Annotated in this window: 11 protein-coding genes; 8 read left to right on the top strand and 3 right to left on the bottom strand. The window is 62.1% G+C overall.

Going from position 1 to position 12,770, the window contains the following annotated elements; genetic code table 11:
• The first annotated feature begins 102 nt into the window (after positions 1–102).
• The 8 genes from BH683_RS25400 to BH683_RS25435 all read left to right on the top strand — a co-directional run bounded on the left by BH683_RS25400 (position 103) and on the right by BH683_RS25435 (position 9,093).
• A complete protein-coding gene (locus tag BH683_RS25400; protein ID WP_084839080.1) occupies positions 103–1,308 on the top strand; it encodes a CoA transferase in 1,206 nt (401 codons plus the stop codon).
• A 46-nt stretch (positions 1,309–1,354) separates the two neighbouring features.
• On the top strand, positions 1,355–1,780 hold the full coding sequence (locus tag BH683_RS25405; protein WP_084839081.1) for a heme-binding protein: 426 nt from the start codon (positions 1,355–1,357) through the stop codon (positions 1,778–1,780).
• 72 nt (positions 1,781–1,852) lie between these two features.
• Entirely contained in the window at positions 1,853–2,956 is a 1,104-nt protein-coding gene (locus tag BH683_RS25410; protein WP_084839082.1) for an amidohydrolase family protein, read from the top strand.
• A 5-nt stretch (positions 2,957–2,961) separates the two neighbouring features.
• Positions 2,962–3,411: an iron-sulfur cluster assembly protein gene (locus BH683_RS25415; protein ID WP_143696131.1), complete on the top strand. Its 450-nt coding sequence runs from the start codon at positions 2,962–2,964 to the stop codon at positions 3,409–3,411.
• Between the two features lie 5 nt (positions 3,412–3,416).
• The gene (locus tag BH683_RS25420; protein WP_084839249.1) at positions 3,417–4,256 is read left to right on the top strand and encodes a mycofactocin-coupled SDR family oxidoreductase; all 840 of its coding nucleotides are present in this window, start codon (positions 3,417–3,419) and stop codon (positions 4,254–4,256) included.
• Positions 4,257–4,307: 51 nt separating this feature from the next.
• Positions 4,308–5,009, top strand: a complete 702-nt coding sequence (locus tag BH683_RS25425) for an ATP-binding cassette domain-containing protein (protein WP_084839250.1) — start codon at positions 4,308–4,310, stop codon at positions 5,007–5,009.
• A 24-nt stretch (positions 5,010–5,033) separates the two neighbouring features.
• Positions 5,034–6,293: an ABC transporter substrate-binding protein gene (locus tag BH683_RS25430; RefSeq protein WP_084839084.1), complete on the top strand. Its 1,260-nt coding sequence runs from the start codon at positions 5,034–5,036 to the stop codon at positions 6,291–6,293.
• Positions 6,294–6,342: 49 nt separating this feature from the next.
• Complete coding sequence (locus BH683_RS25435) at positions 6,343–9,093, top strand: branched-chain amino acid ABC transporter permease/ATP-binding protein (protein ID WP_084839085.1); 2,751 nt, start codon at positions 6,343–6,345, stop codon at positions 9,091–9,093.
• 207 nt (positions 9,094–9,300) lie between these two features.
• On the opposite strand, the gene BH683_RS25440 is transcribed toward BH683_RS25435, so the two are convergent.
• From BH683_RS25440 to BH683_RS25450, 3 genes are all read right to left on the bottom strand, one after another.
• Positions 9,301–10,002 (bottom strand): GntR family transcriptional regulator, encoded by a 702-nt coding sequence (locus BH683_RS25440; RefSeq protein WP_084839086.1) that lies wholly within the window; start codon positions 10,000–10,002, stop codon positions 9,301–9,303.
• A gap of 33 nt (positions 10,003–10,035) precedes the next feature.
• The gene (locus tag BH683_RS25445) at positions 10,036–11,265 is read right to left on the bottom strand and encodes an MFS transporter (protein ID WP_084839087.1); all 1,230 of its coding nucleotides are present in this window, start codon (positions 11,263–11,265) and stop codon (positions 10,036–10,038) included.
• Positions 11,266–11,362: 97 nt separating this feature from the next.
• Positions 11,363–12,763, bottom strand: a complete 1,401-nt coding sequence (locus tag BH683_RS25450; protein WP_084839088.1) for an MFS transporter — start codon at positions 12,761–12,763, stop codon at positions 11,363–11,365.
• Positions 12,764–12,770 lie beyond the last annotated feature (7 nt).

Here is a 12,770-nt window from a genome sequence, read left to right on the forward strand (position 1 = left end):
ATCTGCCTGAAAGGGCCTAAAAGCCCAGTAAATAGATTGTTGACACCGGAGCCATAAACGTGGATGCTATGCAATCGAAGAGCAACTGTGAAGGGCGTCACAATGAAACAAGCCGAGTCAGATGGACCACTCAGTGGTCTACGTGTGCTCGAAATGGGTCAGCTGATCGCCGGGCCGTACTGCGGTCAGGTGATGGCTGATTTCGGTGCCGATGTGGTCAAGGTGGAGGCACCTGGTTCCGGCGATCCGATGCGTAAGTGGGGAACGATTCGGAATGGAAAGTCGCTGTCGTGGTCAGTCATCGCCCGCAATAAGCGCTGTATTGAGGCGGACTTGAAGTCGCCCGAGGGGCATGCGCTCGCCGTGGCCCTCATTGCCCAGGCGGATGTGGTCATCGAGAATTTTCGGCCGGGCACGCTGGAGCGATTGCATCTCGGGTATGAGGAGATGGCGACACGCAACGCGGGGGTGATCTACGTGCGGCTGAGTGGATACGGCCAATACGGACCGTACGCACATCGAGCCGGGTATGGCTCGATCGGTGAAGCGATGGGGGGTCTGCGTTATCTGACCGGGGACCCGGATCGCCCGCCGGCCAGAATCGGAGTGTCCATCGGCGATGAGCTCGCCGGACTGCACGGCGCGTTAGGTGTCCTGCTCGCCCTACGTGCCCGCGAGCAGACCGGACGAGGCCAGGTCATCGATGTGTCCATCTACGAATCTGTCCTCGCGATGACCGAGGCGCTCATCAGCGAGTACGCGCTGACCGGCGTTACCCGGGAGCGAACGGGTTCGGTACTTCCGAACGTCGCCCCCTCCAATCTCTATCCAACCGCCGATGGTGAGCAGCTACTGATCGCCGCCAACCAGGACACCGTATTCGGGCGCCTCGCCACGGCAATGGGCGCAAGTGAACTGGCTACGAGCCCAGAGTTCGCCACCCACATCGCGCGCGGCGAACGACAAGTCGAGCTCGACGAACTCATCAGCCGCTGGACTAAGACCTGGGAAGCCGACGCACTCCTCGCACACTTCGAGGCCCACGGTGTGCCGGCCGGCCGGCTGTACAAAGCCGTCGACATGCTCACCGACCCCCACTTCCAGGCTCGTTCGAGCATTGTCACGGTCGATGACCCGACGCTGGGCTCTGTGCCTATGCAGAACGTCACCCCCCAGCTCAGCGCCACCCCAGGACGGGTTCGCTGGGCCGGCGGGGACCACGGCGCCGACCAATCGGCGGTGCTGGCCGACTGGCTCGGCGTAGATCAAGCTACGCCAGCGTCTGCGGCAGCAGCTGAAACCGACTGATAGCCAGTATGTCTGACAGTAGAGGCCCACGAGGAAAGGAACCGTTGTGAGTGGAACGTTCAAGAAGGCCAGCATTACCGCTGAGGCAGCCCAGGCAGTGATTGCAGCGTCGGTGGCCAAAGCGGTCGAGCATGGGGGCGCGTTTGTGATCGTCGTGGTCGACGAAAGCGGTGTGGTGAAAGCCTCGCTGCGAATGGACGGTGCGCCGCTGGTGAGCGTGCAGGTGGCGACCGACAAGGCGTACACCGCCGCAGGCTTCGGCATATCGACCGACGGGTGGTTCGACTTCATCGACGGAGACGCGCCCCTGCGGCTGGGGGCGCCGACCGGCATCGATCGGCTGGTGGCCTTTGGCGGCGGGTACCCGCTCACGGCCGACGACGCAATCGTCGGAGCGGTAGGGGTCAGCGGTGGCCACTACTCCGATGACATGGAGATAGCGAAGGCCGGGGTCGAGGCTTTCGCCAAGTGATGTCTCTTGCGCCGCTGTCAGACCGTGGCAGCAGCGTCCGATAGAACACCAACAGCCCAGGAGAAACAACAGATGTGGAACGACAACCTTGTCATCGATGCCGTCGGGCACACGTATGACTTCAGCGTAGACAACCGTCGGCCGAACGTGCCGATTGAGGGATACGACGGCTTTATCGAGTGGCTCTACGGCTACGGACATGCCCCACTGGAGTCCACCAGCAACGGTTACCTGCTGTCGTTGGACGAGTTTCGCGGGGGGTGGACGACAGAAGAACTCCTGACCATGTTCTTCGTCGAAAGCGACGTCGACATGGTCGCGATGCACGCTGTGAACTTCTTCGACCTTTTCATTCGTGGCGCGAACCCGTGGGAGCAATGCGTGGCTGTCAAAGAGGCTGCACCGCATCGCACGTTCCTCTATCCGGCGGTTGATCCACTGTCCAACCGTGGGGAGGAGCTGGAGAAGATGGCTCAACGCGTGGAGGCGGGCCTGGTCGACGGGTTCAAGTTCTATCCGGTCAACGGACTCCCCGACTTCCGAGGTGCTGCCTTGAGTTACTCCTTTGCCGACGAATCAATATTCCCGTTCTTCGAGCACGCACGCGCTCTCGGTGTCACGCACATAGCCGTGCACAAGGCTGTTCCGACCGCGCCCGGCCCTCACCATCAGGACCGGCCCGACGACGTGTCCGCTGCCGCTGCGGCGTTCCCGGACATGACTTTTGAGGTCGTGCACTCAGGGTGGGCCTTCTTAGAAGATTGTGCTTTCCAAATGCAGATGAACCCCAACATCTACGCAAACCTCGAGACAACAGCCAACACCGCAGGGCGCATGCCTCGACGATTCCTCAAGTCTGTTGGTTTGCTGCTGGCAGTGGCCCCCAAGCAAGTGCTGTTTGGCACTGGCGCCCCGCTGGGCCATCCACAGCCGGTTATCGAGGCAATCTCGGACATTCATATGCCCGATGATCTGCTGCAGGAAGGACTTCCGGCGCTGACCGACGAACTCAAGGCCGACCTGTTTGGTGGGAACTTCGCCCGCATGCTTGGCCTTGATGTCGCGGAGCTGAAGAAGAAGATTGCCGGCGATGAGTTCAGCACGCGTCGATCGGACTGGTTGAGCAGCGGTGAAAAGCCGTGGGCGCTCAAGCGGGCCCGGATCGCGGCGGGTTGATCGCAATGGCTGACGTAGACATCAATCGGGTCAACCAGGCGCTGCAGAAGGTACTTGACCCCTGCAGTGTGGGCCGCGGAGTGCCAGCAGGACTGGTTGATATGGGGATGGTGACCGGTGTCGAGCTCACCACGATGCCCGACGGGCGGGCCCAGGCGGTGATCGGACTGCGGATCACCTCGCCCGCCTGCACGTTTCAACCCTACTTTGAAGACCAGGTGCGGCAGAGCCTTGCCGCCATCGCTGAGCTCGATAAAGTTCGCATCCAGTGGAGCGGTGTGTTCGATTGGTCCGACGATGACATGAGCCCGGCGCTCAAGGAACGGTTGCAGGAGAAGCGATCCCGGCTGTTGAAGATCATCGAACGAAGCCGAGGCAACGACGCGTCCTCTCGTGAGGCGGTACACGCTGCAGAGGTCCGGCACAACAAGCAATCAACGAAAGCGAAGGGATGACGCACATGAACGGACGACTCGAAGGAAAGGTCGCGTTCGTCACCGGCGCCGCACGCGGCCAGGGCAGAAGCCACGCGATCCGAATGGCACAAGAAGGCGCCGACATCATCGCGGTCGACATCTGCCAGGACATCGCAACCGTCACCGCATACGATCTCGCGACCGAAGCCGACCTGCAAGAGACGGTGCGCCAGGTCGAAGCACTAGACCGACGGATCGTGGCACGCACAGCCGATGTTCGAGATCTGCAGGCACTGACCCAGGCGGTCGACGAGGGAGTGGCAGAGCTGGGTCGGCTCGACATCGTGGTGGCGAACGCGGGCATCTTTTCCCACGCACTCGAAACCCACCAGTTGGAGATGCAGTCGTGGGTTGATGTCATCGACGTCAATCTCACCGGTGTGTTCACCACCGTCAAGGCGGCCATTCCGCACGTGCTCGAGACCGGAGAGGGTGGTTCGGTCATCCTGGTCAGCTCGTTAGCCGGGACCAAAGGGCTGGCGAGTCTGGCGGCGTACACCGCCGCCAAGCACGGCGTGGTCGGACTGATGAAGGTGCTCGCCAACGAGTATGGCAAATACGGCATCCGGGTGAACACGATCAACCCGAACGCCATCGGTACCGAGATGGTCCAGAACGAGACGTTGTACAAGATCTTCCGGCCCGACCTGGAACATCCCACTCTGGACGACGCGCTGCCAGCTTTCGCCGGCATGAATCCATTCGGCGTCCCGTTTATCGACCCGGTACACGTGTCCAACGCTGTCGTGTTCTTGGCGTCCGAGGAATCAAAATACGTAGCGGGAGTACAACTTCAGGTTGACGCCGCCGCAGCGATTGCATGAGTGGCGATGATGAAGCGACCCCCCGCATCGCACGCCGCGCCGGGTGAGGGGATGGCTGAGACTGTGCTGGATGTACACGCGCTCACTTCCGGCTACGGGGACCTCGCGGCCATCCGCGAGGTGTCCCTGACCGTGGGTGCCGGCGAGGTGGTGGCGCTCTTCGGTCCCAACGGCGCCGGGAAAAGCACCACATTGTCGGCCATTGTCGGTGTGTTGCCGACGATGAGCGGGCAGGTCCGGTGGCTCGGTCAGCAACGACCGAAATCACTGACCCGATTCGCCCGCGAGGGTCTGGCTTTCGTCCCGGAAGGACGGTCGGTCATCTCTGACCTGTCAGTACAGGACAACCTGCGTCTGGGCAGTGGAGGTGTTGATGGGGCGGTGGCCTACTTCCCCGAACTGGAGCGCTTACTGCCCCGGCCAGCGGGCTTGCTCTCCGGTGGAGAGCAGCAGATGCTCTCGCTCGGCCGAGCGCTGGCCACCGAGCCACGGGTGTTGCTCGCCGACGAGGTGTCCCTCGGTTTGGCGCCGATCATCGTCGACCGGCTATTCGACGCAATCAAACGGGCGAGCGTGGACCGGGGTCTGGCCGTTCTGCTGGTCGAGCAACAGCCCCGACGCGCCCTGGCGGTTGCCGATCGCTGGTACTTGCTGCGTAACGGCGAAATGGTCGGTGAGGGTGTGGCCACCGACGCCTCATTGCTGGACCAGATGTATCTCCCGTCCGCTTCGGCTAGTCCGCCGCAGCGGTGACTTACCCCAAGAAAGTGAGAAACCGTGAATAACAGCGTTCTAAAACCGGCGCGGCGTGGGCGCGCGTCGATCCGCGGGCTGGCAATTGTGACCGTCGCAGTCTGCGCTCTGGCCGCCTGTGGTGATTCCACCGATGACAACAGCGGTGCAAGCGGCGATGACACGACCATCCTGATCGGCGGCACCGTCTCACTCACCGCGGCCGCTGCGAGCTTCCCCGAAGTCAAACAGGCGCAGGAGGCAGCGGTCGAAAGCATCAACGCCGCCGGTGGCATCAACGGCCGCCAACTCAAAATCGAGGTGTGCGACAGCAAGTTCGAAGTACGTGAGGAACTCGGCTGTTTCCGGTCGCTCACCGAGAAGAACGTAGCTGCGATTGTCGGGCCGGTGATTATCGCCGACACCGGCGTCACCGAATACCAGGTTGCGCAGCGCGCGGACACCGCAGTCGTTGGATCCCCGGCTCTGCAGCCCGGTGAACTCGACAGCGACGTCGCCTTCCCACTAGGAGCATCAGTGGTCGGCGGCACATATGGCGCGATCTACGACCTGATCAAGAGCGGCGCGAAGCGGATCTCAATCTTCGGCGATGCGAACAATCCAGCAGCAGATTCGATCGTCAACCTCTCCGAGGAGGCCCTCGATTCTGTCGGTATGTCGCCGGTCAACGTCGCCATCGGCGATACCAGCGCCGACCCGACACTTCGATCGGCAGCGGTCAAGGCGGCCAGCGGTGGGACCGACGGCATCATCATCACCGGTTCGCCGCCATCTATGTCGAAGTCGGTCCCCGCACTCCGCGCACAGGGGTACACCGGTCTCATCGCAACGATCGACAGCGCCCTGCCGGGCCCGGTCATCGACGCCATCGGACCAGCCGGCAACGGCATGCTCGTCGCAGCGCAGACCGCATTCCCAGAACAAAGTCCAGCTTCGGACCAGTTCATAGCGGATATGGAAAAGTATGCGCCCTCTGCACCGTTGAGCTTTTTCTCCATCCAGGCATGGTCGTCGGTGAAACTGTTCGCCGCGGTCGCCGAACAAAACGAGGCATACACCGCCAGCGATGTACTCAAAGCGTTCCAGAACATCTCGACACCGATAGACATCGGCACCATCGGTCCGTACAAGACGGTCGACGTCACCTCCCCGATCACCGACGGGTACGTGCCTGCGCCGCGCATGTTCAACCCGGAGGTTCAGCTCGGGACAATGCAGGACGGCAATCTCGTAGCTGATGGCGGCTTTATCAACCCGTTCGACGAACTGAAATCTGTCAACTGATCCGGTTCGGATCAGTCAACGCCGGCGTCGCGCCCAAGGAGTCTGAACAATGGTCAATTTTCTAGAGTTTGCGCTCCTTGGGCTCGCGACCGGGGCGATCTACGCCTTGATCGCGCTGGGCGCTGTCCTGGTATACCGCGGGTCAGGTTTGCTCAACCTGGCCCAAGGCGCGTTCGCAATGGTGGGCGCGTACTCGTACTATTCCCTGCATTCGCAAGCAGGCGTCCCAGCCATCGTGAGCTTGATCCTGGCGATCGCACTGTGTGCTGTCGGCGGCTGGCTCATGTACCTGCTGATTTTGCGGCCGATGCACCAATCCTCGTCGCTGAGCAGGGTGGTTGCCACGCTCGGGGTCGTTGTAGTTCTGCAGTCTGCGGCGTACCTCATTTATGGGCAGTACCCGAAGCAAATGGAATCGCTGATCCCGAAACATACCGTCTTCCTCATGTCGGAAAATCGGTTGGCGATCGGAACCGACTCACTGGTCATCATCGGGATCGCCCTGGCCCTCACGGCAATCCTCACCTACGTCTACCGTTATACCCGAGTGGGGCGGGTGACCTCCGCGGTCGCCGAGAACGGTTTGGTCGCAAGCTCCCTCGGCCACTCTCCGGACACGGTCGCGGTCCTGAACTGGAGTTTGGGTTCGGCCGTCGCCGGCCTAGCTGGGATCTTGGTGGCCCCAGCGATCTCCCTCGAACCGGCAGGTCTGGTTATGCTGGTGATACCGGCCCTCTCAGCTGCCCTGGTCGGCGGTTTCAAGTCCTTCCCCATCACTCTCGTGGCAGCGCTGGGACTCGGTGTCGCACAATCGGAAATCACCAACTACGTCTCGACCCCCGGCTGGCAGAGCGCAGCGCCGTTCATCGTCGTGACCCTGATCCTCGTTGTCCGGGGCAAAGGCCTGCCGCTACGCAGCTATGTGCTGGACCGACTTCCGCGCGTGGGCACCGGCAGGATCCTGACAATCCCGGTGCTCATCGCCTACGGAATCGTTCTGGCACTGATTCTCAACTCGGGACCTGATTGGACGCTGGCGTTCACCTACACCATCGCCCTCGGCATCATTTGCCTGTCGGTGGTGGTCATCACCGGGTACGGCGGCCAGCTCTCCCTCGGCCAATTCGCCCTCGCCGGACTTGCCGCGTTGATCGGCGCCAAACTGTCCCTGCACATGCCGTTCCTGCTGATGCTCGTGCTCACGGTGTTGATCACCGCCGTGATCGGAGCCATCCTGGGGTTGCCGGCGCTGCGGACCCGCGGCGCCACCTTAGCCATCGTGACGTTGGGACTGGGCTCGGCGATTGTGCACCTGTTTCTACTCAACAGTGATTACACCGGCGGGCCCGGCGGCATCACGGTCCCAGTGCCGCACCTGTTCAACTGGAGCATCGACCCGTTCTTCAACGACCGCCGCTATGCGAGCTTCGTTCTCACCGTTGCCGTTCTCGTCATGATCGGGGTAGCCAATCTGCGTCGCGGCGCGATTGGCCGCCAGTTGCTGGCAACCCGATCAAACGAGCGCGGCGCCGCAGCCCTGGCTATCAACGTCGCCGGATCCAAGCTGTATGCATTTACACTGGGCTCGGCAATCGCCGCCGTCGGCGGCGTGCTGCTCGCGTTCAGCCAATCGACGATCACCTTCGCAAGCTTCACCGAGTTTGAGTCGATCTACCTCGTTGCAGTCACCGTGACCGCCGGCGTTGCCTACGTTGCCGGCGCGCCGTTCGGCGCGCTCCTGATCGCTGGTGGGGTAGTCAGTCAACTGCTCAACGGCTGGTCTAGCGTGAACCTCTACCTACCGCTGATCGGTGGCTTGGCAGTACTCATCACACTGTTGGCAGCACCGGACGGGCAAGTGGGGCTTTTTGCGAAAGCCTTGACGCCACTGGCTGATCGGTACGCTGCATTCACCCACATCGTTTCGGCGAAGCTGCCGTGGACCCATTCCGGTGCGCCCGAGGAGGAGATCGACCGACAACCGGTGCACGAAGATCAGCCACGATCGGTACTCACAGTCCAGGACCTGACCGTTCGATTCGGTGGCGTCCTCGCGGTGAATGGTGTGTCGCTCGAGGTCCGTCCAGGTGAGATTCACGGGTTGATCGGACCCAATGGTTCGGGCAAAACAACGTGCATCGACGCCATCACGGGCTTCGTCCACTCCGAAGGGCAGGTCGCCCTGGGCGACCGAAATCTGACCGGCAAGTCGCCACGACGTCGAGCCGCATCCGGACTGTCTCGGTCATTCCAGTCGCTGGAACTGTTCGGGGACCTGACGGTTGAAGAGAATCTCGCTGTCGCCGCCGAATCACCGCGACTCTGGCAATACATCACAGACCTGTTCCGCCCCGGCAAGATTCGTCTCAGTGCGCACGCGTTGGCAGCCATGCACCAGTTCGAACTCGAAGACTCTCGGCATCTGCTGCCCGAAGAGGTGTCCTTCGGTCAGCGTAAGGCAATCGCCATAGCACGGGCTGTCGCAGGCCGACCCGACGTCCTGCTCCTAGACGAGCCTGCAGCTGGACTCGGCGACGGAGAAGCTAACGAGTTAGCCGACCTAATCGTCCGCGTCAGCCGCGAGTGGGGAATCGGGGTGCTACTAGTCGAACACAAGATGGACCTCGTCCTCGCGATCAGCGACCGCCTGACGGTACTGCAAGAAGGCGCGATCCTGACTACCGGAGAACCCAACGCGGTCCTCAGCGACCCACGAGTCATTACCGCCTACCTGGGTACCGATGCCGAGGGTGCAGACCCATCGCAGCTGGTCGACCACAGCAACGGTAAGAAGTCATAGGTGTCCCGACCCGCCCAACGGATCGGCTCCCGGCGCGCGCCGCCAGCAGCGGCGACTGGTGACTGGGCTGAGCAGGACCCTTCAGATCATTGGGTGACCGTGCCCGCGCCGAGCGATGAGGCGACCCGCCAAACTCACACTTGTATATAGCTTGGACTACAGCAAGCCCGACGCTGCGATCCGATAGTCCTGCGGAAATCCTAATGGTCACTCGGTGGTGGATTGTGCCAGTGCCAGTTCGGCTTCTAGGTCGGCTCCATAGGTCAGTACGTGGGTTTCGGCGAGGCGTCGTGAAAGTTCTGGGTCGCCTTGCCGGAGGGCCTGGTAGATGGCGGTGTGTTCGTCGATGATGGTTTCGATAGACGCGCGAACATTCGTCGCGTGTACGTAGAGAAGCACCGCACCAGTAATCCGGTCGTAGTGGTCGCGGAGCCGCCGATTGTTCGCGAGATCGACGATGCATGAGTGAAAAGCCATGTCGGCTTCAGCGAGTTGTCGAGTCGATGGGTGCTCGCGGGCTGCCTCGAGAAGGCTGGCCAGACGCTCGTGCAGTTGGTCGGCGCTTGCAGGTGTCATGGCCTGCGCGGCAAGTTGCGCCGCGAGGCCGTCGAGCGCGGAGCGAAGGGTGTAGACCTCGCGCGCATCGGACGCAGACAATTCGGTCACCTTCCAGCCCGAGTATGCGGCTTGAACGACGAGCCCCTCTGCCGCGAGATATAGCAATGCTGTGCGCATGGTCGATCGCGATACCTGAGCGTCGTCGGCCAGAGATGCTTCCGTGAGACGCTGTCCCGGGGGATACTCGCCCTCAATGATGGCGGCGCGGAGCCACTCGGCCGCCTGTTTGTCGAAGCTTTCTCGCCGCGCAACGGTCCGACCGCGCGAGTGCTTGTCGGTCAGCGAACTCATGGGACCCCCTGGGGTATGCGTTAATTGTTAACTCTAGATGGTAGCGGTTCGGTCCGGTGTCCTACTGAAAAAGGCCATGGCTACCACGCCGACCAGTGGGCCCAGGGCCAGCAGCGTGAAGGCGTATTTCCATCCAACGAGCTCGGCGTAGTAGGGGATGATCTGGATGGAGACGACGGTCAGCAGGAATCCGATAGCTGTCTGCGCGGTGAGCGCCGTGCCGATATACCTGGGGTCTGCGACTTCAGTGAGGCTGGTGGAGAACACGCCGGAATCTGCGATGACTGCAGCGCCCCAGATCGCGAGGAAGATGACGACGAGGGCGAAGGGCGCTTCGAACAGGGCTCCGGACAGCGCGCAGCAGGCGCCGCTGATCGCCAACGCAGTTATCGCGGCAGGTGCGCGGCCGTATCGATCTGCGGCCCATCCGCCGATTAGGCAGCCGACGATGCCGGCCAGGCCTATGGCCAGGAAGCTCATCAATGACGGACTGATCGGGGATGTCGAATACTCCTGCCGGGCAACGAGATAGACGGGTAGCCAAGTCCATAAAGCATAGAGTTCCCACATGTGGCCGAAGTAGCCCAGGTTGACGAGGAGGACCCGTCGGGATCGAAACATCTCTAAGGCATATCGCGGACGGAACGTCGCCGGTGCGCTGGCTGCGAAGGGCCCCGTCCGAATGAGACCGAGTGCTAAGAGTCCGCCGACGGTGCTGAGCGCAGCTGCGCAAAGCAGGACCGCTCTCCAGGGTAGATCGCCGAGTCCGCTGATGAGGTGGGGGAGTGATGACCCGAGCGTGAGGGCTGCGATCAGCAGCCCGAGGGATCGGCCTCTGCTGGCGTTCGTCGACCACGACGCCATGAGCTTCATCCCGACTGGGTAGACGCCTGCAAGGAACACCCCTGTCAGCAGACGCAGCGGTATGCCTGCGGCGAGGCCAGGTGAGGCGGCGAACACGGCGGTGCATGATGCTGCCCCGAAAGCGCTTGCCCCGAGCAGTACCTGCGGGCGAATGCGATCGGCAAGATTGAGAGCGGTTGATAGAACGGCGCCCGCTACGAAGCCCAGCTGGACACTGGCAGTGAGCCAGACCGCCACGGCAGACCCGATGTTCCATTCCTCCTGGACCGCAGGCATGACCGCCGATGCAGAAAACCAGACAGCCAGGCAGAGAACCTGCGCGAGAGCGATGAGAGCCTTCTGTGAAGACGATTGCGGGGCTGAGATCTTGGTCCGTTGACTCTGCTGTTTGTCTATCATCGTCGCTTCTTTATCGGGTTCGGCGCGATCGATCTTTGGACCGACACAGGTGGCGGCCCAAAGATCGACTGCACCGCGGGGTCGAACAGAGCTGGGCTCAGTGCGCTACGGCAGTCAGGTTGTCGCGCTCGGGGTCGCCGAGTTCGTTCTCGGGATCCCATCGGATCGCCGAGACGACGATGAAGCCCAACAGTGGGACGGCAGCGGTCACCAAGATCGCGCCTCCATCCCCGAAACTTTCCTGTAGATAAGGGAATGCGAACAGCCCGATGAACGCGCCAATGTTGCACGCGGTGGTGGACAGACCCATTCCGAAGCCGCGCAGACTGCTGGGGTACGCCAGCGCGGAGAAGGCGGCGCCGCCTGGTGCGGCGAGCGCTGAGTGGAACAATATGAACGCCGCCGGAAGCACGATTGCGGCCCACAACGGGAGGTGATCAAATCCGATGCCGAACACAATGAGGATGCCCGCACACGCGGCGAAACCGACCTGGACCGACGGGCGGATACCGAACCGTTGATAGATGGCGGCTGCACTGAACCCGCCGATGATGCCCACCGCGTTGAACACGATCGCGCCGAGTGTTGCTGCTTGAAAGCTCTCACCGAAGAGTTGCAATGCGATGACCGGGAGAAACCATCCGATGGCGTAGTACTGCAATGCTTGGGCGCCGAAGCTGACTGTGGAAAGCACTGTTCGTCCCAGTAGTGGGCGCTGGAACAGTTGCTTCGGGCTCGCGCGCCCGGTGTCTTTGCCGGGCCCGTCGGGTGCCTGTGATCCGATCGGCCTGTCGCGTCCGGCGACTGCGTCGACCTTGTAGACGGTCTGCAACGCGACCACGGCATCGGTGAAGCGGCCGCGCGATGCCAGCCATCGGGGTGATTCGGGGAGCAAGGCGATCTGGAGCACGGCCAGTGCGGCTGCCAGTACTGCGGCGGTACCCATGAGATAGCGCCAGATGGAGTCACCGACATGGAACTGAAAGATGATCAGCCCGACGAGCAGGTTGGAGGTCGTGGCGACGTACCAGACGCCCTGCCATCGGCTCAGTTTCGGTTGATCTTGGCGTCGAAGGAATTCCGCGATGTATGCCAAGACGACTCCGAAATCCATCGCCCAGGCCACGCCGAGCAGCACGCGGCTGGTCAGCAGTAGCTCGAAGTTTGGCGCGGTGAGCGCCAGGATCATCGAGGCGCAGGCGATGATCTTCGCCAGAATGATGACACGGATACGCCCGAATCTGTCGGAGTACGCTCCTGCGAACGGGCACAACAGGACTGCGACGAGCATGTATGAGCTGGTGATGAGGGAGACCTGGGTCGTGCTCAGGTCGAGCTGTCGCTTGAGTGGGTCTAGGCCCGTTGCCAGCGCAGCCCCTGCGTATGCCTCGAAAAAGACGCCGCCGAGGCCCAGGATCCATACCCATTTCATCCGATTTGTGGGTGTCCCGGTGTCGTAGGCGTCGTAGATGTCGCGCTCTGATGCGATGGTTGTCATGTGCGTG

The organism is Williamsia sp. 1138 (genome assembly GCF_002095435.2).
Classification (GTDB): Bacteria; Actinomycetota; Actinomycetes; order Mycobacteriales; family Mycobacteriaceae; genus Williamsia.